The organism is Maritimibacter harenae (assembly GCF_009882975.1).
Taxonomy (GTDB): Bacteria; Pseudomonadota; Alphaproteobacteria; order Rhodobacterales; family Rhodobacteraceae; genus Maritimibacter; species Maritimibacter harenae.
This window is the reverse complement of sequence record NZ_WTUX01000022.1, coordinates 220888-242619: the sequence shown is the minus strand read 5'-3', so window position 1 is coordinate 242619 and position 21732 is coordinate 220888. Positions and strand designations below refer to the sequence as shown.

The 21732-nt window shown below is 68.0% G+C and carries 23 protein-coding genes, 1 tRNA gene and 1 riboswitch; of the genes, 13 read left to right on the top strand and 11 right to left on the bottom strand.

The genetic code is table 11. From position 1 onward, the window contains the following. Positions 1-70: 70 nt before the first annotated feature. Both GQE99_RS20040 and GQE99_RS20035 read left to right on the top strand, forming a co-directional pair. The gene (locus GQE99_RS20040; protein WP_235917307.1) at positions 71-1447 is read left to right on the top strand and encodes an aminomethyl transferase family protein; all 1377 of its coding nucleotides are present in this window, start codon (positions 71-73) and stop codon (positions 1445-1447) included. Positions 1448-1458: 11 nt separating this feature from the next. After that, on the top strand, positions 1459-2337 hold the full coding sequence (locus tag GQE99_RS20035) for a methylenetetrahydrofolate reductase (protein ID WP_161353730.1): 879 nt from the start codon (positions 1459-1461) through the stop codon (positions 2335-2337). A gap of 186 nt (positions 2338-2523) precedes the next feature. Here the strand turns inward: GQE99_RS20035 and glf are convergent, their stop codons facing one another. Next, complete coding sequence (gene glf / locus GQE99_RS20030) at positions 2524-3669, bottom strand: UDP-galactopyranose mutase (RefSeq protein WP_161353729.1); 1146 nt, start codon at positions 3667-3669, stop codon at positions 2524-2526. A 114-nt stretch (positions 3670-3783) separates the two neighbouring features. Between glf and GQE99_RS20025 the strand changes: the two genes are divergently transcribed. Further along, the gene (locus GQE99_RS20025) at positions 3784-4650 is read left to right on the top strand and encodes a 2-dehydro-3-deoxygalactonokinase (protein WP_161353728.1); all 867 of its coding nucleotides are present in this window, start codon (positions 3784-3786) and stop codon (positions 4648-4650) included. Here the strand turns inward: GQE99_RS20025 and modC are convergent. From modC to GQE99_RS20000, 5 genes are all read right to left on the bottom strand, one after another. Further along, positions 4647-5726, bottom strand: coding sequence for a molybdenum ABC transporter ATP-binding protein (modC, locus tag GQE99_RS20020; RefSeq protein ID WP_161353727.1), 1080 nt, complete (start codon positions 5724-5726; stop codon positions 4647-4649). The genes GQE99_RS20025 and modC overlap by 4 nt on opposite strands. Then, positions 5723-6421: a molybdate ABC transporter permease subunit gene (modB, locus tag GQE99_RS20015; RefSeq protein WP_161353726.1), complete on the bottom strand. Its 699-nt coding sequence runs from the start codon at positions 6419-6421 to the stop codon at positions 5723-5725. The genes modC and modB overlap by 4 nt, the downstream gene beginning before the upstream one ends. Next, positions 6418-7179, bottom strand: a complete 762-nt coding sequence (gene modA, locus GQE99_RS20010) for a molybdate ABC transporter substrate-binding protein (RefSeq protein WP_161353725.1) — start codon at positions 7177-7179, stop codon at positions 6418-6420. The genes modB and modA overlap by 4 nt, the downstream gene beginning before the upstream one ends. A gap of 63 nt (positions 7180-7242) precedes the next feature. Beyond that, positions 7243-7935: a sugar transferase gene (locus tag GQE99_RS20005; RefSeq protein ID WP_161353724.1), complete on the bottom strand. Its 693-nt coding sequence runs from the start codon at positions 7933-7935 to the stop codon at positions 7243-7245. 236 nt (positions 7936-8171) lie between these two features. Further along, positions 8172-8247: transfer RNA gene (locus GQE99_RS20000), tRNA-Lys, on the bottom strand. 95 nt (positions 8248-8342) lie between these two features. Between GQE99_RS20000 and dapF the strand changes: the two genes are divergently transcribed. From dapF to GQE99_RS19960, 8 genes are all read left to right on the top strand, one after another. Next, the gene (gene dapF / locus GQE99_RS19995; protein WP_161353723.1) at positions 8343-9179 is read left to right on the top strand and encodes a diaminopimelate epimerase; all 837 of its coding nucleotides are present in this window, start codon (positions 8343-8345) and stop codon (positions 9177-9179) included. Beyond that, on the top strand, positions 9176-10423 hold the full coding sequence (gene mtaB / locus GQE99_RS19990; RefSeq protein WP_161353722.1) for a tRNA (N(6)-L-threonylcarbamoyladenosine(37)-C(2))-methylthiotransferase MtaB: 1248 nt from the start codon (positions 9176-9178) through the stop codon (positions 10421-10423). The genes dapF and mtaB overlap by 4 nt, the downstream gene beginning before the upstream one ends. Further along, positions 10423-11043, top strand: coding sequence for an FMN-binding negative transcriptional regulator (locus GQE99_RS19985; protein WP_161353721.1), 621 nt, complete (start codon positions 10423-10425; stop codon positions 11041-11043). Before mtaB ends, GQE99_RS19985 begins: the two co-directional genes overlap by 1 nt. A 57-nt stretch (positions 11044-11100) precedes the next feature. After that, the gene (locus tag GQE99_RS19980; RefSeq protein WP_161353720.1) at positions 11101-11379 is read left to right on the top strand and encodes a hypothetical protein; all 279 of its coding nucleotides are present in this window, start codon (positions 11101-11103) and stop codon (positions 11377-11379) included. A gap of 7 nt (positions 11380-11386) precedes the next feature. Further along, complete coding sequence (locus tag GQE99_RS19975) at positions 11387-11992, top strand: glutathione S-transferase family protein (RefSeq protein WP_161353763.1); 606 nt, start codon at positions 11387-11389, stop codon at positions 11990-11992. A gap of 233 nt (positions 11993-12225) precedes the next feature. After that, positions 12226-12789, top strand: a complete 564-nt coding sequence (gene petA, locus GQE99_RS19970; protein WP_161353719.1) for a ubiquinol-cytochrome c reductase iron-sulfur subunit — start codon at positions 12226-12228, stop codon at positions 12787-12789. A gap of 11 nt (positions 12790-12800) precedes the next feature. Continuing rightward, complete coding sequence (petB, locus tag GQE99_RS19965; RefSeq protein WP_161353718.1) at positions 12801-14123, top strand: cytochrome b; 1323 nt, start codon at positions 12801-12803, stop codon at positions 14121-14123. Between the two features lie 19 nt (positions 14124-14142). Beyond that, positions 14143-14949, top strand: a complete 807-nt coding sequence (locus tag GQE99_RS19960; RefSeq protein ID WP_161353717.1) for a cytochrome c1 — start codon at positions 14143-14145, stop codon at positions 14947-14949. Between the two features lie 55 nt (positions 14950-15004). Here the strand turns inward: GQE99_RS19960 and GQE99_RS19955 are convergent, their stop codons facing one another. From GQE99_RS19955 to thiB, 3 genes are read right to left on the bottom strand one after another with little or no spacing between them, the layout of a single operon-like run. Continuing rightward, a complete protein-coding gene (locus tag GQE99_RS19955) occupies positions 15005-15703 on the bottom strand; it encodes a thiamine ABC transporter ATP-binding protein (protein WP_161353716.1) in 699 nt (232 codons plus the stop codon). Next, entirely contained in the window at positions 15690-17252 is a 1563-nt protein-coding gene (locus GQE99_RS19950; protein WP_161353715.1) for a thiamine/thiamine pyrophosphate ABC transporter permease ThiP, read from the bottom strand. The genes GQE99_RS19955 and GQE99_RS19950 overlap by 14 nt, the downstream gene beginning before the upstream one ends. Then, complete coding sequence (gene thiB / locus GQE99_RS19945; RefSeq protein ID WP_161353714.1) at positions 17228-18214, bottom strand: thiamine ABC transporter substrate binding subunit; 987 nt, start codon at positions 18212-18214, stop codon at positions 17228-17230. The genes GQE99_RS19950 and thiB overlap by 25 nt, the downstream gene beginning before the upstream one ends. A gap of 40 nt (positions 18215-18254) precedes the next feature. Continuing rightward, positions 18255-18364: riboswitch (TPP riboswitch) on the bottom strand. Between the two features lie 203 nt (positions 18365-18567). Here thiB and aroC point away from each other — a divergent pair. Both aroC and GQE99_RS19935 read left to right on the top strand, forming a co-directional pair. Further along, positions 18568-19674 carry a chorismate synthase gene (gene aroC, locus GQE99_RS19940; protein ID WP_161353713.1) on the top strand — a complete coding sequence of 369 codons (1107 nt, stop codon included), beginning with the start codon at positions 18568-18570 and terminating at the stop codon, positions 19672-19674. Next, positions 19671-20594: an AEC family transporter gene (locus GQE99_RS19935; RefSeq protein WP_161353712.1), complete on the top strand. Its 924-nt coding sequence runs from the start codon at positions 19671-19673 to the stop codon at positions 20592-20594. The genes aroC and GQE99_RS19935 overlap by 4 nt, the downstream gene beginning before the upstream one ends. Here GQE99_RS19935 and GQE99_RS19930 read toward each other — a convergent pair. Next, the gene (locus GQE99_RS19930; RefSeq protein ID WP_161353711.1) at positions 20591-21004 is read right to left on the bottom strand and encodes a thioredoxin family protein; all 414 of its coding nucleotides are present in this window, start codon (positions 21002-21004) and stop codon (positions 20591-20593) included. The genes GQE99_RS19935 and GQE99_RS19930 overlap by 4 nt on opposite strands. 10 nt (positions 21005-21014) lie before the next feature. Continuing rightward, positions 21015-21710, bottom strand: coding sequence for a cytochrome c biogenesis CcdA family protein (locus GQE99_RS19925; protein ID WP_161353710.1), 696 nt, complete (start codon positions 21708-21710; stop codon positions 21015-21017). Positions 21711-21732 lie beyond the last annotated feature (22 nt).

Below are 21732 nucleotides of genomic sequence, written 5' to 3'. Positions count from 1 at the left end.
ACTGCGCATAAGCGGCTCGGCGCCCCCCTGCCTATATACGCTCCAACACCACTTGCGGGAGGACACCCAGATGAGCGCGAAGACCCTTGAAGAAAGGTTGGCCGGTTACGACAGCCCCTTTGCCATGCTGTACGACAACCAGATGGGCCGTTACCCGTTCCCGATCGAGGCGGAGTACACCCATTGGGCCGAAGAGCAGCGCGCCTGGCGCGAAGGCGTCGCCCTGATGAACCAGAGCTTCCACATGACCGACCTTTACGTCAAAGGCCCGGACGTGATGAAGCTGCTCTCCGACATCTCGGTCAACAGCTACGCCAAGTTCGGCAAGGGCAAGGCCAAGCAGATCGTCTGCGTGAACCACGACGGCTACCTCATCGGCGACTCGATCGTCTTCGGCCTCGCCGATGACGAGGTGAACATCGTCGGCCGCCCGATCGTGCCGAACTGGGTGCAGTACCACGCCGAAACCGGCGGTTACGACGTCACCGTCACCCGTGACGAGCGCAAGCTGGACGACCCGGAGAACCGCCGTCTGACCTACCGTTACGAAGTGCAGGGGCCGAAGGCGCTCGACCTGCTGAACGAGGTGAACGAGGGCGGTGAGCTCACCACCAAGTTCTTCAACATGGGCGAGATCACCATCGCCGGCTGCAAGGCGCAGACCCTCAGCCACGGCATGGGCGGCGCCCAGGGGCTGGAGATCTGGGGTCCGTTCGACGAGGGCGACAAGGTCAAGGCGCGTCTCATGGAAGTGGGCGAGAAGTACGGTCTCCGGCTCGTCGGCAGCCGCGCCTACGCCTCGGCCGCGGCCGAGTCGGGCTGGGTGCCCAGCGTCGTGCCGGCGATCTACACCGGCGAGAAGATGAAGCCCTACCGCGAGTGGCTGAAGGCCACCTCGTTCGAGGCGCTCTCGACGCTCGGCGGGTCGATGAAGACCGGCAACATCGAAGATTACTACATGACCCCGTGGGACGTGGACTACGGCCGCGTGGTCAAGTTCGACCATGACTTCATCGGCCGCGAGGCGCTCGAGAAGATGGCCGAACAGCCCCAGCGCAAGAAGATGACGCTGGTCTGGAAGCCCGAGGACGTGCTCGCCGTGAACATGGGTCTCATGGATGACGGCGACCTGCCGACGAAGACCATGGACTTCCCCGCGGCGCATTATGCCAGCTACCCGTATGATCTGGTCACCAAGGACGGCCGTACTGTGGGCATCTCGATCGCCCCGGCCTATTCCGCGAACGAACGGGCTTGGATCAGCCTCGCCGTGCTCGACCCCGAGGTGGCGGAAACGGGCACTGAAGTGACGGTAACGTGGGGTGAGCCGGACGGCGGATCGACTAAACCGACCGTCGAGCGGCACCGCCAGATCGACGTCCGGACGGAAGTCCACCCCTGGCCCATCCACGACGCGGTCCGGGAAACGTATCGCAAGCAGACTTGAGGAGAGGACCCATGGCTGTGGTCAACATGATGAAGAACAAGCCGGCGGCCGGCCAACTGGCCGACTTCCTGGAGGGCGTGTCAATCGAGGTGATGCCGCGCACCGCCGCGAAGGTCGAGGATTTCACCGAAATCCTTCCCGCCGGTACCCGGGTCTACATCGCCCACATCGAGGGCACCCCGATCGAGGAGATGACCGACACCGCCAAGCGGCTTGCCGACGGCGGGTTCGAGGTCATGCCGCACTTCCCGGCGCGCATCATCAAGGATGACGCGACACTGAAGGAGTGGGTCGACCGCTACGTGTCCGAAGCCGGCGTCGAAACCGCGCTTCTGCTGGGCGGCAGCCCCACGAAGCCCGTGGGCACGCTCGACAGCTCGATCCAGCTCCTCGAAACCGGTTACTTCGACGGGTTCAAGCGGCTGCACGTCGCGGGCCACCCGGAAGGCAACCCGGACATCGACGCCAAGGGCCAGACCGCCAACGTCGACGAGGCGCTGCGCTGGAAGCAGGCCTATGCCGACAAGTCGGACATCGACATGGCGATCGTCACCCAGTTCGTCTTCGACGCCAAGCCGATGATCGACTGGGCGGAGCGGCTCGAGCAGATGGGCATCACCATGCCGGTCCACGCCGGGGTCGCGGGTCCCGCGAAGCTTCAGACGCTGATCAAGTACGCCATCGCCTGCGGTGTCGGCCCGTCGCTGAACGTGCTCCAGAAGCGAGCGAAGGACCTGACCAAGTTGATGAAGCCGTTCGAGCCGACCGAGGTTCTGACCGAGCTCGCCGCCTACAAGGCCGAGAACCCGGACAGCCTGATCGAGCGCGCCCACGTCTTCCCGCTGGGCGGCATCAAGAACAGCGCGCAGTACATCCGCGACAACGGCTGATCCCGCCGTTCACGGTTTCGCATCGACCCGCCGCCCCGTCCCGGGCGGCGGGTCTTTTCATGCGGGGCGCGCCCTGCCGGGCGCGCGCAGGTCGTGCCCGCCCCCGCGTGCCGCGGGACCGGGCGGGGTGAGGGGGCGCTGCCCCCTCACGCTCCCCCGGCGTATTTCAGGAAAGATGAAAGGCGATCAGAGCGGGGATTTCGCGAAGATCGGAAGACGGCCGTCCCCGCCAAGGGCGGCGAGGAAGCCGTCGGCGATGTCGAGCGCTTCGCGGATCGTCACGTCCATGTCGAGGTAGCGGTAGGTGCCCAGGCGGCCCACGAAGGTCACGCCCGTTTCCCGCTCGGCCTTCTGGATGTAGTCGGCCAGCAGCGCTTTCTCCTCGACCATGCGGATCGGGTAGTAGGGGATGTCGCCCGGTTCGCAGGCGCGGGAATATTCACGGTAGAGGACGGAGCCCTCGTGCTCTTCCCACGGCGCGAAATGCTTGTGTTCGGTGATCCGGGTGAAGGGCACGTCGCGGTCGCCGTAGTTCATCACGGCGCAGCCCTGCCAGTCGCCGGTCGCGGTGAAGCGTTCGAAGTCGAGCGTGCGGTAACCCAGGCGGCCGAGGTCGTAGTCGAAATAGCCGTCGAGGGGGCCGGACCAGACGACGTGGTCGTGGTCGGCGCGCATCGACGGCTCATACGGGGTCGAGAGCGACACGGTGATGTTTCGGTGATCGAGGATCGCCTCCACCATCGGGGTGTAGCCGTCCTCGGGCATCCCCTGGAAGCGGTGGAAGAAGTAGTTGTCGTCGTAGTTGAAACGCACCGGCAGGCGTTTGAGGATCGAGGCGGGCAACTCGGTCGGCGAGCACCCCCACTGCTTTTCGGTGTAGCCCTTGAAGAAGGCCTCGTAGAGGTCGGGACCGACGAAGCGCAGGGCCTGTTCCTCGAACGTCTGGGGGTCGTCGATCGAGGTGTCGGCCTGGTCCTCGATGAAGGCGCGCGCCTCGTCGGGGCGCATCGTCTTGCCGAAGAACTGGTTGATCGTGTGCAGGTTGACCGGGAGCGAGAAGACCTGCCCCTGCGTGGTCGATTTCACCCGGTTCTTGTAGGGCAGGAAGGTGGTGTAATGGTTGACGTAGTCCCACACCTCTTCGTCGTCGGTGTGGAAGATGTGGGGGCCGTAGACGTGGACCAGCACGCCGGTGTCCGCGTCGCGTTCCGTGTGGCAGTTCCCGGCGACGTGGTCACGGCTGTCGATCACGGTGACCCGGTGCCCGGCCTCGGCCAGCTTGCGACCCATCACCGCGCAGGACAGCCCCGCGCCAACCATCAGAAAATCCATAGCGGCACCTCCAGTTCGCCTTCCGTGTCCCACGGGGCCCCGCGGATGGCAAGGCCGCGGGTTTACGGTCGGCGGGAATGGTGGCACAGGAAGGAAAACAAGGGGAGACCGGGCATGGCACGGGCGACAACCGACTGGATTTGCGTGGACTGGTCCGAGGACCGGCTGCGGGTCTGGGTGATGGGCCCGGACGGCGCGGTGAGCGCGCGCGAAGAGGCCGACATGACGGGGCTGAGCGCGTTCGAGACCGGGCTGGGCCCGGTGATCGCCCCTTACCTTCAGGACGATGGAGAGACCGATATCCTGGTGGCCGGCGATCCGGCGGCGCCGGGCGGCTGGGGGGCCGCGGCCCCGCGGGCCGTGCCCTGCGCGCCGCCGGGACAAGGGGACACCACGCCCGGCGTGACCCACGACGGCCGGATGCGCGTGGCGCTGGTTCCGGGGTTGCAGCAGGTCGCGCCGTCCGGGCTCATGCTGGCCGACGCGGTGCGCGTGCGCGGGTTCCTGGCACGCAATCCCGGGTACGACGGCGTGCTGTGCCTCGCCGGGCGGCGCACGCGCTGGGTCCACGTGAGCGCGGGCGAAGTGGTGAGCTTCCAGAGTTTCTCGACCGGTGATCTCGTGCGCTCGACCTGTGCGACCCTGGGGATCGAGGGGGCCCCGGGCGAGGGGCTCGAGGCCGCCGTCGATGACGCGATGTCCCGGCCCGAGGCGGCCGCCGCGCGCATCGGGGCGGCGGAGGCCGGGCTGCGGCTGGGGACGATGTCGCAGGATGCTGCGCTGGCCGAGATCTGGGGCCTCTTCCTGGGGCTCGAGATGGCCGCGGCGCGCCCGTACTGGTTGGGTCAGCCCGTGGCGCTGGTGGGCGAAGGCGACCGGCGCGCGGCCTATGCCCGGGCGATGACGGCGCAGGCGGTGATGTTCGAGGAAGCGGACGAGGAAGAGACGATCCTTGCCGGATTCGCCGCGATCCGCGGTTAACCGACCCCGTCGCGGGCGACCGAGACGGCCTTGAGCACCGCGAAGATTTCCTGTCCTTCCGCCAGTCCCATCGCGGCGACCGAGCGGCGCGTTATGCGTGCGAGCAGAAGGTTGCCGCCCGCGTCGAGCTGCACGAGCGCGCCGGGACCGTCGCCCATGCGGATCGAACGCACGGTGACGGGCAGCACGTTCAGGGCCGAGATGTCCTCGGGCCGCCGACGCGCGAGCATGACGTCCTGCGCCTCCACGTGGATGCGCAGCGTGGCGCCGGGATCGCGCGCCACGCGGGGCAGGAGGAGCCGCAGGCCATCGGCATCCAGTTCGCTCAGCCCGTCCGGGTGATGCGTCACCACGCGCGCTTCGAGCATCGCGCCGGCGGCACCCGAACCCATCGGCGTGATCTCGGGATCGCCCAGCACCTCGGCCGCTGGACCGACGCGGCGCACGCGGCCCTGTTCCAGCACCACGACGGTGGTGGCGAGGCGGGCGACCTCGGCGGCGGCGTGGCTGACGTAGAGGATCGGGATGTCGAGCTCGTCGCGCAGGCGTTCGAAGTAGGGCAGGATCTCGGCTTTGCGGGCCTCGTCCAGCGCGGCCAGCGGTTCGTCCGCCAGGAGCATCCGTGGGGCGGCCAGCAGGGCGCGCCCTATGGCCACCCGCTGCTTTTCTCCCCCCGACAGGCTGTGGGGGCGTCGCTCCAGCAGGTCTCCGATCCCCAGCATGTCGATCACCCGGTCGCGGGGCAGGGCCACCGCATCACGGGGGGCGAAGCGGGTCCCGTAGGCCAGGTTGCGCGCCACGCTCATGTGCGGAAAGAGCCGCGCGTCCTGGAAGATCGTGCCGAGCCTGCGGGCGCGCGGGGGCAGCCAGCGGCCCGAGGCGCTGTCCATCAGCACCTCGCCGTCCAGCTTGACGTGACCCTTGTCGGGCCGGCTCAGTCCCGCGACCGCCTGGATCACGCTGCTCTTGCCCGAGCCGGAGGGACCGAAGAGCACGGTCACGCCCGCGGGCGCGGTGAAGGCCACGTCGAGGGTGAAGGCCCCGAGCGTCTGGGTGAGGGAGACGTCGAGCGTCATTGCCGGAGCCTCCGGGCGAGGCGCTGGGCGAAGACCTCGGACAGGACGAGGGCCAGCATCGCGATGGCGACCGATATGACGACCAGTCGGATCGCCGATGCCTCGCCTCCCGGGACCTGCAGAAAGGCGTAGATCGCGGTGGGCAGGGTCTGCGTCTGGCCCGGAATGTTGGAGACGAAGGTGATCGTCGCGCCGAATTCCCCCATCGCCTTGGCGAAGGCGAGGATCGCGCCGGCGAGGAGGCCGGGCAGGATGAGCGGCAGGGTGATGGTCACGAAGACCCGGAGCCGCGAGGCGCCAAGCGTGGCGGCGGCTTCCTCGAGCTTCGGATCGACCGCCTCGATCGACAGCCGGATGGCGCGCACCAGCAGTGGGAACGCCATGATCGCGGCGGCCAGTGCAGCGCCGGTCCAGCGGAACGCGAAGGTGATGCCGATCGGGTCGAGCAGGGCGCCGACGGGCCCCTGCCGCCCGAAGGTGAGAAGCAGGAGGTAGCCCGTGACCACCGGCGGCAGGATCAGGGGCAGGTGCACGAGACCGTTGAGGACATGCCGCCCCGGGAAGCGCCATCGGGCCAGCGCGTAGGCCACGAGGATTCCGGGCGGGAGGCTCGCCAGCGTCGCCCAGGTCGCGACCTTGAGTGACAGGGCGACCGCTTGCCATTCCTCGGGTCCGAGCCAGCCCGTGAGGGTCATGAATCGACCATGCCGAAGCCGGCGGCGGTAAAGATGTCCCGGGCCTCGGGACCGGTGAGAAATGAGAGGAACTCGTCGTTCAGGGGGTTGTCGCTGCCTGCCACGGCGGCGGCCGGATAGACGATGCGGGGATGGCTGTCGGCCGGGAAGGTGCCCACGACGCCCACGCGCGGCTCTGCGGCGGCATCGGTGGCATAGACGATGCCCAGCGGGGCCTCACCGGCCGCGACGAGGGCGAGCGCGGCGCGCACGTTGTCGGTCTGGGCGATCCTGTCGGCCACCGCGTCCCACAGGCCGAGCGTGGTGAGCGCGGCCTTGCCGTAGATCCCGGCAGGCACCGCATCGACCAGCGCCATCGCGAGGACGCCGTCCCCCAGCCGGGCGGGCAGGTCGAGCGTCTTGTCGATGGGGGCGGGCGTGGCCGGGCCCGGGGCGATCAGCACCAGGCTGTTGGTCAGAAGGTCGATCCGGCTGTCCGGGTCGATGGCGCCGTCCTCGGCCAGAACGCGCATCCAGTCGCGGTTGGCGGAGATGAAGACGTCGGCGGGCGCGCCCTGCTGGATCTGGCGGGCGAGCACAGAGGAGCCGGCGAACGAGACGAGCACTTCGTGTCCCGTCTCGTCCTCGAACCGGTCGGCTACGTCGCGCAGCACCTCGCCTAGGCTGGCGGCGGCGAAGACGGTGACCTGTCCCGCGCCGGCCGGGGCCAGCGTGGCGAGGACAAGCCCGAAGGCGGCGGCGATACGGCGCATGAACATGGCGCCCATAATCGCGGCACGCGCCGGGCATTCAAGGGTAAGTTTCGCGCGACGCGCCCCGCTTCAGGTGCCCGTCCGGTTGATCACGACCCCGATCGTGCGCAGCAGCATCCGGAGGTCCCCGCGCAGCGATTGCGCGCGGTAATAGGCTTCGTCGAAGCCGACCCGGTCGGCGAACGGCGTCTCGCCCCGCCCGTCGAGTTGCCAGGGTCCCGTGATCCCCGGCCGCATCCGGCCATAGGCCGTGCCGCCTGCCGCGCGGTACATGTCGTGCTGGTCGAGCATGTAGGGGCGGGGGCCCACGAAGCTCATGTCGCCCTTGAGGACGTTGAAGTACTGCGGCAGCTCGTCGAGGCTGGTGGCGCGCAGGAACCGGCCCAGCCGCGTGATCCGCGGATCGTCGGCGAGCTTCTGATTCTCCCGCCACTCGCGGGCCCGTTCCGGATCTTGGGCGCAGAGCTCGGCCAGCCGGCGGTCGGCATCCACGACCATCGTGCGCAGCTTGTAGCATCTGAACACGCGCCCCCCGCGCCCGACGCGGGACTGGACGTAGAATCCGGGCCCCGAGTCGCACCGGGTGAACAGCCACAGGAGAAGGATCAGCGGCACCACCACCGGCGCCATCACGATCGCGAGCGCGAGGTCGAGCCAGGATTTACCGGCGCGCCGGTAGAACCTGTCCCGCCCGATATCCGCCGGCGGCGCCTGGGCGACCCGGGCGGAGTAGGATTCGATATTCGTCGTTTCAAAAGCCATCGGGCGACATCCTCCCTTCAGGATGCCCCCGCTCCCCAAAATGACCGCCCCCTTGCGGTCCCTGATGCAAGCCGTCGATAACCTTAGAAAGCGTTAACCCGGCCAGCATTAACAAAGGGTTAACGGCGTTCCGACATGCGCCGTGGCACTTGCGAAAGTCGGGAATAGGTCGCGCAAACGCATCGAAGGCGCCCGCCTGGCGGCGATGCCTGTCGATCAACGTCTGTCTTGCGAAGTGGTGAGCCGTGCAGGATTCGAACCTGCGACCCACTGATTAAAAGTCAGTTGCTCTACCAACTGAGCTAACGGCCCACTGCGGAGCGCTGACTAAGGCGAGGGGGCTACGGGGTCAAGAGAAAAAACGGCACTCTCTGGCATTGTTTTTCCACCAAGCGTATATGCGCGCCATGAGCACCACGCGCGACCAGACAGGCCTGCCCTTCATGAAGTGGCACGGCGCCGGCAATGACTTCGTGATTTTCGATTCACGGGGGCGCTCCGCCGTGACCACCGAACCGCTTGCGCGGGCGCTGGGCGACCGGCATCGCGGCGTGGGATTCGACCAGCTGGCCGAGATCCGCGACAGCGACGCAGCGGACATCGACCTGGACTTCTGGAACAGCGACGGAAGCCGTGCCGGGGCCTGCGGGAACGCGACGCGCTGCGTGGCGCGCTACCTGTTCGACGAGGGCGGGCGCGACCGTCTGACCATCCGCACCACGCGCGGCGTGCTCGAGGCGCGGCTGGTGGATGGCGCGGTGCATGTGAACATGGGCCCGCCGCAGATGATGTGGGACGAGATTCCCCTGTCGCGCGCGATGGACACGCGGCACCTGCCGCTCGACGGCGACCCGATGGGCGTGGGCATGGGCAACCCGCACGCGGTCTTCTTCGTCGACGACGTGAATGCGATCGACGTGGCCGAGCGCGGCCGGGCGGTGGAGTTCGACCCGCTTTTCCCGCAGCGCACGAACGTGGAGTTCGCCGAGGTCCGGGCGCTTGACGAGATTCGCATGCGGGTCTGGGAGCGCGGGACCGGCATCACGCTGGCCTGCGGGTCCGGGGCCTGCGCCACCGCCGTGGCTGCCGCCGAACGGGGCCTCACCGACCGCAAGGTGCGCATGGAGGTCGATGGCGGCTGGCTGACCCTCGACTGGCGCGAGGACGGCGTGTGGATGACCGGGCCGACCGCGCATGTTTTCGACGCCGTGCTGACGAAAGCCTTCCTGGAGGGCGTGGAATGACTGACGCACCGATCTTCGCGACGCTGGGATGCCGGCTGAACGCGTATGAAACCGAGGCGATGAAGTCGCTCGCCGACGAGGCGGGGGTCGAGGGCGCTGTGGTGGTCAACACCTGCGCCGTCACCGCCGAGGCCGTGCGCAAGGCGCGGCAGGAAATCCGCCGCCTGCGCCGCGAGAATCCCGAGGCGAAGCTGATCGTCACCGGCTGCGCCGCGCAGACCGAACCGGACACTTTCGCGGGGATGGACGAGGTCGACCTCGTCGTCGGCAATTCGGAGAAGATGCAGCCCGCCACCTGGGCCGGGCTCATGGAAACGTCCGAGAAGGTGCAGGTCGACGACATCATGTCGGTCACCGAGACCGCCGGTCACCTGATCGACGGGTTCGGCACGCGGTCGCGCGCCTACGTGCAGGTGCAGAACGGCTGCGACCACCGCTGCACGTTCTGCATCATCCCCTACGGTCGGGGCAATTCGCGCTCGGTGCCCGCGGGCGTCGTGGTGGACCAGATCAAGCGGCTCGTGCAGTCGGGCTACAACGAAGTGGTGCTGACCGGCGTCGACCTGACCAGCTGGGGGGCCGACCTGCCGGGCACACCACGGCTGGGCGATCTCGTGATGCGCATCCTCAAGCTCGTGCCGGACCTGCCGCGCCTGCGGATCTCTTCGATCGACAGCATCGAGGCGGACGAGAACCTGATGCTCGCCATCGCGACCGAGAAGCGGCTGATGCCGCATCTTCACCTCAGCCTTCAGCACGGCGACGACCTGATCCTCAAGCGCATGAAGCGCCGCCACCTGCGCGACGATTCCATCGCCTTCTGCGAAGAGGCGCGGCGCCTTCGGCCCGGAATCACGTTCGGGGCCGACATCATCGCGGGCTTCCCGACCGAGACCGAGGCGCATTTCGAGAACTCGCTGCGGCTTGTCGAGGAGTGCGACCTGACGTGGCTCCACGTCTTCCCGTACTCGGCGCGCGAGGGCACGCCGGCGGCGCGCATCCCGCAGAAGGTGAACGGCGCGGTGATCAAGGACCGGGCGGCGCGGTTGCGTGCGGCGGGCGAAGCGGCCGTGGCGCGCCACCTCGACGCGCAGCAGGGCGTGACGCACACGGTCCTGATGGAAAACCCGCGCATGGGCCGGACCGAGCATTTCGCGGAAGTGACCTTCGGTTCGGACCAGCCCGAGGGCCAGATCGTCACCGCGCGCATCGCGGGGCAGGCGAACGGCCAACTGGTGGCCTGATGCACCCGAACCCGGCCTTTCGCAAAGCCGATACGGCCCGCAACCTGGCCTTCGCGCGCGAGCGCGGCTTCGGCATCCTGTCGATCAACGGAGAGGATGCGCCGCTCTTTGCTCACGTGCCCTTCACGCTGAACGAGGACGGCTCGATCGCCGCGTTGCACCTGGTGCGTTCGAACCCGATTCTGCGCGCGCTGGAGGCGCCGGTGGCGGCGGCCATCGTGGTCAACGGGCCGGACGCCTATGTCTCGCCCGACTGGTACGGGGTCGAAGACCAGGTGCCGACCTGGAATTACGTCGCCGTTCACCTGCGAGGGATGCTGGAGCGGCGGCCCGACGACGTGTTGCCGGGGCTGCTGGCCTTCCAATCCTATGCCTTCGAGAGCCGCATCAAGGGCAAGACCCCGTGGTCGCCCGACAAGATGACGCCGGAGGTGTTCGAGAAGATGCAGCGCGCCATCGTGCCCGTGCGGCTTCATGTCGAAGAGGTCGAGGGCACCTGGAAGCTGGGTCAGAACAAGTCGCCCCCGGTGCGCCACGCCGCCTCGCGCAAGATGAAGAAGGGCATGGGGCAGGAGATCGCGGCCCTTTCGGCGCTGATGCGCCGCCCCGACATCGACTGACGATAGCGTTGGACAGCGGCCCGGGTAGCTCCTAATCTCGATGTGAAGGAGTGTAACATGCCGCTACCGCTTGCCCCCATCGCCCTTTACGCCGTGACCTGTGGCGGGGTCGCCCTGGCCAGCTATCGCCTTGCGCGCCGGGTCGAACCCGGGCGGCGCGACCAGCGGGCCGAGGACGCGCTGGACGACGTGGCCGAGGGCATGACGGTCCGGCGCGAGCCGGAGCAGGTTTCGGCGACGGGGCGCTTGCGCCGGGTCTTCCGGTTTGGCACCACTGGTCCGGCGCTCGAGGTGGATGCCACCGCGCTTGGACGGGTCAAATTCAGGAAAGTCTGACGACATGATGCAGCTTGTGGGCAATGCCGCCTCGCCTTTCGTGCGGAAGGTGCGGGTCATGCTTCTGGAAACGGAGCAGGACGACGAGGTCGAGATGATCGAGACGGTCACGACCCCCGTGACCCCCTCGGCCGAAGCCTCGGCGGCGAACCCGATGAAGAAGGTGCCGGCGCTCATCCGCCCCGATGGCTGCACGCTCTACGACAGCCGGGTCATCACCCGCTTCCTCGACGCCCGCGCGGATGCCGGCCTCTACAAGGAGCGTCGAATCTGGGAGGTCCTGACGCTCGAGGCGACGGCGGACGGGATCATGGATGCCGCGGTTCTCATGGTCTACGAGGGCCGGGTGCGGCCCGAGGAAAAGCGCTACGACGTGTGGGTCGACGCGCAGTGGAGCAAGATCGAGGGCGCGCTCGACGCGCTCGTGGCGCGCTGGATGAGCCACCTGGCCGGGCCGATCGACGCGGGTCAGATCGCCATCGGCTGCGCGCTCGGATACCTCGATTTTCGCCACGGCGACCGTGACTGGCGCACCGGGCGGGCCGAGCTCGCATCGTGGTACGAAGCGTTTTCCCAGCGTCCCAGCATGGCGGCGACGGCGCCTGCGGGCTGACCGCGCGACTCGGAAAATCCGACTGAAAATATCAGGAAACGCTCTCCTGTGGCTGCGTCAGCACGCCACACCATAAACCACGGTTTCCGGGAACAAATCTCGCACGCGCGCGTGAATGTCGGCTGGACGGGTGCCTTTTCAGGCGCTAAACACCGCCGCGATGGGCTGCGGGAAAACCGCGGCCTCATGGGACATTGGGCCGTGTTGCGCGGCTTAGAAAGGGAGAAACTCTCGTGTCACACGCTGACGATCACGAAGGGACCCGCCGGGATTTCCTCTATTATGCGACTGCCGGTGCCGGCGTCGTGGCGACAGGCGCCGCCGTCTGGCCGCTGATCAACCAGATGAACCCCTCGGCGGACGTGCGGGCGCTGGCCTCCATCCGCGTCGATATCTCGGGTGTGGCCGAGGGCAGCCAGCTCACGGTTCAGTGGCTGGGCAAGCCGGTCTTCATCCGCCATCGCACGCAGGACGAGATCGACCAGGCGAACGAGACGCCGGTCGAGGACCTGCCTGATCCGGTCGCGCGCAACGCGAACATCGACGGTGAGGCGCCGGCGACGGACCCGAACCGGACGCTGGACGAAGACGAGAAATGGCTGGTCATGATGGGCGTGTGCACGCACCTGGGCTGCGTGCCGCTCGGTGACGGTGCCGGTGACTACGGCGGGTGGTACTGCCCCTGCCACGGTTCGCACTACGACGCGGCCGGCCGCATCCGTCGCGGACCTGCGCCGACCAACCTTCCGGTTCCGGTCGCGCAGTTCGTTGACGAAACCACGATTCAGCTGGGCTAAGGGAGGTAACGATGGCTGGCATTCCCCACGACCATTACGAGCCGCAGTCCGGCTTTGGTAAATGGCTGCACAAGCGGCTTCCCATCGTGTCGCTTGCATACGACACGCTGATGATCCCGACCCCGAAGAACCTCAACTGGTGGTGGATCTGGGGCATCGTTCTGGCGTTCTGCCTGGTTCTGCAGATCGTCACCGGCATCATCCTGGTGATGCACTACACGCCGCATGTCGACATGGCGTTCGCGTCGATCGAGCACATCATGCGCAACGTGAACGGGGGCTTCTTCCTGCGTTACCTGCACATGAACGGTGCGTCGCTGTTCTTCGTCGCCGTCTACATCCACATGTTCCGCGGCCTCTTCTACGGTTCCTACAAGGCGCCGCGCGAAGTGACCTGGATCATCGGCATGCTGATCTACCTCGTCATGATGGCGACCGGTTTCCTCGGCTACGTGCTGCCGTGGGGCCAGATGTCCTTCTGGGGCGCCACCGTCATCACGGGCCTCTTCGGCGCAATCCCCTTCGTGGGCGACGAAATCCAGACCTGGCTCCTGGGCGGGCCGGCCGTGGGCAACGCCACGCTGAACCGCTTCTTCTCGCTGCACTACCTGCTGCCCTTCGTGATCGCCGCGCTGGTCGCGGTCCACATCTGGGCGTTCCACACCACGGGCAACAACAACCCGACCGGTGTCGAGGTGCGTCGCGGCTCGAAAGACGAAGCCAAGAAGGACACGCTGCCGTTCTGGCCCTACTTCGTGATCAAGGACCTGTTCGCCCTGGCGATCGTCCTCCTGATCTTCTGGGCCATCGTCGGCTTCATGCCGAACTACCTCGGCCACCCCGACAACTACATCGAGGCCAACCCGCTGGCGACACCCGCACACATCGTGCCCGAATGGTACTACCTGCCGTTCTACGCGATCCTGCGTGCCTTCACTGCCGACGTCTGGGCCGTGCAGCTGGTGAGCTGGATCACCGGCGGCATCATCGACGCCAAATTCTTCGGCGTGCTGGCGATGTTCGGGGCCATCTTCGTGATGGCGCTGGCCCCGTGGCTCGACACCTCGTCGGTCCGCTCGGGCAAGTACCGCCCGGCCTTCAAGTGGTGGTTCCGCCTGCTGGTGATCGACTTCATCGTCCTGATGTGGGTCGGCGCCCGTGACACGAACTTCCCGCATGACTGGATCTCGCTCATCGGGGCCACCTACTGGTTCGCCTACTTCCTGGTGATCCTCCCGCTCCTCGGCGTGTTCGAGAAGCCGGAGACTCCGCCGGAGACGATCGAGGAAGACTTCAAGGAACACTACCCCGACGCCCCTACGGCGGCCGAGTGAGAAAGAGGTTCATAAGACAATGATCAGGAAACTCACCCTTACCGCGGTCACCGCTGCCACCCTGGCTTTCGGCGGCACCGCCGCCGTGGCCGCCGGCGAAGGCGGGCATATCGAGGATATCGCGTTCTCCTTCGAAGGGCCCTTCGGCACCTACGACGAGGCACAGCTCCAGCGGGGCCTCAAGGTCTACGACCAGGTCTGCCGCGCCTGTCACGGCCTGCAGTACGTCCCGATCCGGTCGCTCTACGAGCCCGGCGGACTCGGCTACTCCGAGGACGAAGTGCGCGCCTGGGCCGCCGAGAACTACGAGGTCTACGACGACACCATCGACGACTGGCGCCCGGCTCTGCCGCGCGACAACTTCCCTGCTGTCACCGGCGAGGGCATGGGGCCCGACCTGAGCCTCATGGCGAAGGCGCGCGCGGGCTTCCACGGCCCGGCGGGCACCGGCATCAACCAGCTCGTCAAGGGCATGGGCGGCGCCGAGTACATCGCCAACTTCCTCACCGGCTTTACCGGTGAAGAGAACGAGGTCGCCGGCCAGTACCTCTACGAGAACACCGCCTTCGAAGGTGGCTGGGTCTCGATGGCGCCGCAGCTGTTCGACGGCCTCGTCGAGTACGACGACGGCACCGAGGCAACGCCGGAGCAGATGGCCGAGGACGTGGCCGCGTTCCTGATGTGGACCGCCGAGCCCAAGATGATGGCGCGCAAGCAGGCAGGCTTCGTGGGCGTGATCATGCTCGTGATCCTGGCCTCGCTGCTCTACCTCACGAACAAGAAGCTCTGGGCGCCGCACAAGTACGGCAAGGAAATGGATCTCTGATCCATTTCTCCCGCGAGAATCGAAAAGGGCGCCCCGGTGGGCGCCCTTTTTCGTGTCAGCCTTCGCGCCCGAGATAGTCGCGCAGCGCCGCGGGCGGGTTGGCGAAGATCTCTGCCGTGGGCACGGGCGCGTGGGCGCGCCCGTCGGCGACCAGCACGACCTCGTGCGCGATCGCCTTCGCGTCCTCCGGCTCGTGGCTGACCATGAGGAGCGTCGCCCCCACTTCGTCCGCGAGGGTGCGCACCAGCCCCAGCATCTCGTCGCGCAGGGCCGGGCCGAGCGCACCGAAGGGTTCGTCTAGCAGCATCACCGGCTTGTGGCGCAGCACGGCGCGCGCCAGCGCCACGCGTGCGGCCTGGCCGCCCGACAGCGCGGCGGGCTTGCGCGTGCCCAGACCGCCAAGCCCGACACGGGTCAACGCCTCGTCCACGCGCGCCTTGTCATCACGCGAGAGCCGCAGGTCCGGGCGCAGGCCCAGCCCGACGTTCTGCGCGGCCGTGAGGTGGGGGAAGAGGTTGTTGTCCTGGAAGATCATCGTGACCGGCCGCTGCGCGGGGGGGAGCGGCGTCAGGTCGGTTTCGTCCCAGAGCACCCGGCCGGACACGGGCTGAAAGCCCGCGATCGCGGCGAGCAGCGTCGACTTCCCGGCACCCGACGGCCCGAGCACGGCGACACGGCGCCCCGTCTCGACGCTGAAATCGGCGTCGAGCGTGAACCCGTCCAGGTCGATATGAAGGGTCTCAAGCGTCAGCATTCACCCGCCCTCCCTTGTCGAAAACCCAGAAGAGCGCAAGGCTCGTCACCAGCAGGATCAGCGCCGCCCCGGCCGCGTCGTCCATCCGGTAGGCCGACAGCAGACGATAGATCTGAAGCGGCAACGTGGGGGCGTCGGGGCTCGCGAAAAGCGCAATCACCCCGAGATCGCCCATCGACAACGCGGCCGACAGGCCGGCGGTGAACCCGAGCGGTCGTGCCAGCCGCGGCAGCCAGAGGTGGCGCAGCCGCGCGGTGCCGGTCATGCCAAGCCCGTCCGCGAGGCGCCCGAAATCGGCCTCCACCTGTCCCAGCGCGGGTACCAGCGCGCGCAGGGCGAAGGGCAGCGACATGACCGCGTTGACCAGCGCGGTGACCGGCAGGGCCAGCGCGAAAGGGTCGGTGATCGGGAACAGGATGATGAACAGACCGGTGCCGATCACCAGCGGGGAGGCGGCGATGGTGAGGGTGCCGACGCCCTCGACCAGCCGCGAGCCGCTTTTCACCGACCAGGCCGCGATGGGCAGCGCGAGGGCGAGCGTGAGGATCACGGATGCCAGCGCCACGCCCAGCGAACGGGCCGTGGCGGTGAAGACCGAGGCGGGCAGGGTGGCCAGCGCCGGAAGCCCGTCGACGGCGATCATCGTCATGGGCAGGACGAGGAACAGCGTCGCCAGCGTGATCAGCGCCGCATCGAGTGCGCGCAGCATTGGCGTGTTCGCATCCCATCGGCTGACAGCGCGGTCCAGACCCGCGCCGAAACCCGGCGGTAGGGCGACACGCAGCGCGATCAGCGCGACCGCGGCACCGAGCGCGAATTGGACCAGTGCCAGGAGCGCGGCCTTGCCGAGGTCGAAGTCCAACCGGAACGCCTGGTAGATCGCGAGCTCGATCGTCGTGGCCCGCGGCCCGCCGCCGAGCGCGAGCGCCACGGCGAAGCTCGTCAGGCACAACAGGAAGATCACGAGAAAGGCGCCTGGCAGCACCTCGCGCAGCATCGGGCGTTCGAGCTGCCGGGCGATGTCGCGGGCGGTGAAGCCGAGCGACGCGGCGAGCCGGAAGCGTTCGGCGGGAATGGCGAGCCAGCCTTGCAGGACGAGCCGGGTGGCCAGCGGCAGGTTGAAGAACACGTGCGCCAGCACAACGCCGTGAAAGCCGTAGATCGAGATCGGTTCCAGTCCGAGCGCGAGCAATGCCTGGCTCACCAGCCCGGAGCGGCCGAAGACACTGATCAGGCCGAAAACGGCCACGATCACCGGAAGGATGAAAGGCGCGCCGAGCAGCATGACCAACACGCCGCGGCCCGGAAAACTGCGCCGGGCAAGCGCGCGGCCCACCGGGATGGCGAGCGCGATGGAGAGGGCGGCGGACAGCGTGGCCTGGACCAGCGTGAAGCGCAGGGCTGCCAAGTCGGCGACCGTGAACGCCCCCGCGCCCTCCGCGCGCAGGGCGACGGCCACGAGCGTGCCGAGCGCCAGGAACAGGACGAGGGCGAGCGCCGTGGCGCCCGCCCCTGTGGTGCGTGTCACTGAGAAGAGACCGCGCGCCATTCCTCTATGGCGTCGTCGCGGATCGCCTCGGCCTCGGACCCGAGGTAGACGAGCGCCTTCTCGGGCTCGTGCAACGTGTCGAACCCTTCGGGCAGACCCTCGGCCGGCATCTTGGCCGGATACATCCAGTTGGTCGTCGGGATCGCGCCCTGGAAGCCGTCCGTCAGCATGAAGTCGAGGAACATGTCGGCCAGGTCCGGATTGTCGGTCGACGCGACCTTCCCGGCGATCTCGATCTGCATGTAATGGCCGTTCTCGAACGGCGCGGCGGCTTTCGTGTCGTCGTCTTCCGCGATCAGGTGGTAGGCCGGCGAGGTGGTGTAGGACAGCACCATGTCCGCCTCACCCTCGAGGAACATGCCGTAGGCTTCGGACCAGCCCTTGGTGACCGTCACGACCTGGTCGTTCAGCCGTTCCCAGTAATCCGCGGCGTCGTCGCCGTAGACCGCCTTGACCCAGAGCACGAGCCCGAGGCCGGGGGTGGAGGAACGGGGGTCCTGGATCACGACGGACAGGTCGCTTTCGGCCAGCTCCTCGAACGAGGCGGGCGGGGTTTCGACCCGCGTCTTGTCGTAAACGAAGGCGAAGTAGCCCCAGTCGAAGGGAAGGAACATGTCGTCCTGCCACTCGATCGGCAGGTCGAGCTGCGGGCTTTCCACGCCGTGTTTCGCGAAAAGCGCCGTGTCGCGCGCGGCTTCGGCCAGGTTCTCGTCGAGACCGAGCACGACGTCCGCCTCGGTCCGTTCGCCTTCGAGCCGAAGGCGCGACAGGATCTCGGCCCCGTCGCCCACCGAGACGAATTCGAGATCGCAGTCGCAGCGTTCCTGGAAGCGCTGCTCGATCACGGGGCCGGGACCCCATTCGGTGACGAAACTGTCATAGGTGTAGACGGTCAGCGTGTCCTGCGCGCTGGCGGCGCCCGCCATGCACACAAGTCCCGCTGCGATGATGGGTGTTCTCATGTCATCCTCCATTGCCACGGGCGAAAGTCCGGCAGGATGACCAAACGGTCCTGACCTTCCCTCCGCCGGTTCTAGCCGGTTCAGGTTCAACGGGTTCGCAAGTGCATCTCAGCCACGCGCCGGACGGCGCGGGCACCCCGAGGTGCTCCAGAGACTATGCACGGGCGCGTCCGCCCGCAAGGGGCCGCGGTGCGTGCTGCGCACGCGCCGGATCAGCCGCGCCCCGCCGCTGGCGGGTCCCGGCGGAATGAGGGGGCTCTGCCCCCTCAAACACCCCCGAAGTACTTGGGGAACGATGAAGAGTTGAGGTTTTCCGGGGGGTCGGCTACCGAAGCGGGCAAAGGAGCCGGGCCATGATGAACTCTTTCGGGCATATCTTTCGGGTGACGACCTGGGGCGAAAGCCATGGGCCCGCGCTGGGGGCGACCGTGGATGGCGTGCCGCCGGGCGTGCCGCTGGACGAGGCCGCGATCCAGCACTGGCTGGACCGGCGCAAGCCCGGGCAGAACAAGTACACCACGCAGCGGCGCGAGCCGGACGCGGTGCGCATCCTGTCGGGGGTCTACGAGGGCCGCACCACCGGCACGCCCGTGCAGCTGATGATCGAGAACACCGACCAGCGCTCGAAGGATTATTCCGAGATCGCCGAGAAGTTCCGCCCGGGGCATGCCGACATCACCTACTGGCAGAAATACGGGATTCGCGATCCGCGTGGCGGGGGACGGTCCTCGGCCCGCGAGACGGCCGCCCGGGTCGCCGCCGGAGGGATCGCGCGCGCCGCGCTGGGCGAGCTGGCGCCGGGGATCGAGATCCGGGGTTACATGACGCGCATGGGCACCGAGGCGATCGACAGGGCGCGGTTCGACTGGGACGAGATCGAGCGCAACCCGTTCTGGGTGCCCGACGCCACCGCGGCCGGGACCTGGGCCGACTACCTCGACGGGCTGCGCAAGTCCGGCTCCTCCGTCGGGGCGGAGATCGAGGTGGTCGTGCGCGGGGCGCCCGCGGGGCTGGGCGCGCCGATCTATGCCAAGCTCGATACCGACCTGGCCGCCGCGATGATGTCGATCAACGCGGTGAAGGGGGTGGAAATCGGCGAAGGCATGAACGCCGCGCGCCTGACCGGGGAAGAGAACGCGGACGAGATCGACATGGGCGACGACGGCACCCCGGTGTTCTCGTCGAACCACGCGGGCGGCATCCTGGGCGGGATCTCCTCCGGGCAGGACATCGTCTGCCGGTTCGCGGTGAAGCCGACGAGTTCGATCCTCACGCCGCGCCGCACGATCACCAAGGCCGGTGAGCCCGCCGAGATCGTCACCAAGGGCCGGCACGACCCCTGCGTCGGCATCCGCGCGGTGCCGGTGGGCGAGGCGATGGCGGCCTGCGTGATCCTCGATCACCTGATGCTGCACCGGGCGCAGGTGGGCGAAGGGCCGCGCGGCACGATCGGCCGATGACGGCCATCCTGGGGATCACCTTCCCGATCTTCGCCGCGATCGCGCTGGGTTATGGCCTCGTGCGCTGGCAGGTGTTCCGGTCGGCGGACATGCGGGTGCTGGGCGGCTACGTCATGCAGATCGCGCTGCCGGCGCTGATCTTCAACGCGGTGGCGAGCCGCGACATCGGCGAGGTGTTCAACCTGCCCTACATGACCGCCTTCCTGCTGGGCGGACTGGTGACGATGGGGATCGCGTTCGGCTGGTTCTCGGCGATCACCGGGCCGCAGCGCCGGGCCGTCGGGGCGATGGGGGCGACGGTACCCAACTCGGGGTTCATCGGCGCGCCGATGATGCTGATCCTGTTTCCCGACATCGCGGGCCTGATCCTGGCCATGAACATGCTGGTCGAGAACGTCATCCTCATCCCCCTGGCGCTCGCGCTCATCGAGGCGGCGAAGGGGGGCGGTTTCCACCTGGGCAAGGTGCTCTTGGGCGTGCTCAGGCGGCCGATGGTGATCGGGCTCATCGTCGGGCTGGTGGTGTCGGTCCTGGGGGTCACGCTGCCGGCCCCGCTCACACGCCTCATCGACATGATCGCGGGCTCCGCCGCGCCGATCGCCCTGATCGTGATCGGGGGGTCGCTGGCGGGGCTCGCCGTGAAGGGCAACCGGGCGCTCGCCGCGCAGATCGCGGTGGCAAAGCTGGTCGTGCATCCGCTGGTCACGCTGGCGGCGATCACGCTCCTGGGTCTCGTGGGTCTCGGGCTTGGCGGGGACCTCAGGGTCGCGCTGATCCTGTCCACCGCGGTGCCGATGTTCACGATCTACACGGTGCTTGCACAGGAATCGGGACACGAGGGCCTTGCCTCCCTCGCGCTGCTCGTGGCGACGGTCGCCTCCTTCGTGACGCTGAACGTCGCGATCTTCCTGCTGATCTAGGCCGTGGCGCTGGCCAGCGCGCTGTCGAAGAGCGCCTTGATCGCTTCGTAGCCGGTGCCCGCTACGATCCGGTCGAGCTCTGTCCCGTCCGGGGCGATCGCGACGAGCGTCGAGCGGCGCGGGATCTGGCGCGCGGTGGTGATCTCGTCACGCTTGTAGGTGTCCCAGTCGACCTCGATGTAGGTGATCTTGTCCGTGTAGGCCGGGTTCTCGTCGAACAGGCGCGCGATCACGCGGCGCTGGGCCTGGCAGGTGCTGCACCACGGCGCGAAGTAGTCGAGCACGACGGGCGTGCCGCGTTTGAGGGCACGCTCCAGCGCGCCGGGGGTGTAGGCGATGGTGGCGGCCTGCCCCAGCGCGGGGATCAGCGCGGCGGCGGAGACGGTGGCGAGGAATGCGCGGCGGTTCATGGGGATCTCCCTAGATGGACACGGACAGATCGACGAGCCAGGCGGGCATGGCCTGAAGCAGCCAGGCGTCGATCACGTGGTTGATACGAAAGAGGATGGCGGCACCGACCAAAAGAAAGGCCACGCCCAGCACTGGGCGCGACACGTTGGCGAAGCGTCTGAGCGCCGTGGCGCGCAGGCCGTAGCCGATGGCGAGGATCAGGGTCGAGACGCCGGCGGCGAACATCACCATGATCGCGAAGGCGCGGCCGAGGTTCTCGCCCTGGCTGGCCAGCGCGATGGCGCCGCCCAGCGTGGGGCCGATGCAGGGCGACCAGACCGCGCCCAGCAGAAGACCGCCGCCGAACTGCCCCCAGAGCGACGTGCGGTCGAAGCTGTCGATGCCGCCGTCAGCGCGGGCTGACAGACCCGCGGTGGCCGTGGCGAACACGGCGTTGGCCTGCGGTACCAGCAGGATCAGCCCGAAGGCGATCATCAGGACCGCGCCCGCGGTGGCGACCGTGCCCTCGGTCACGCCAATGGCGTAGCCGACGGTGGAGACCAGCATCCCGAAGGTGACGAACGACACGGACATCCCGAGCGCGAGCACGGCGGGGCCGGCCCGGTGCGCCTGGAGCGCGGTGGCCAGCACGATGGGCAGGACCGGCAGGACGCAGGGGTTGATCAGCGTAAGCAGGCCCGCACCGTATGCGAGGATCAGTTCCATGCCTATCCTTGCCGCCTTGGCG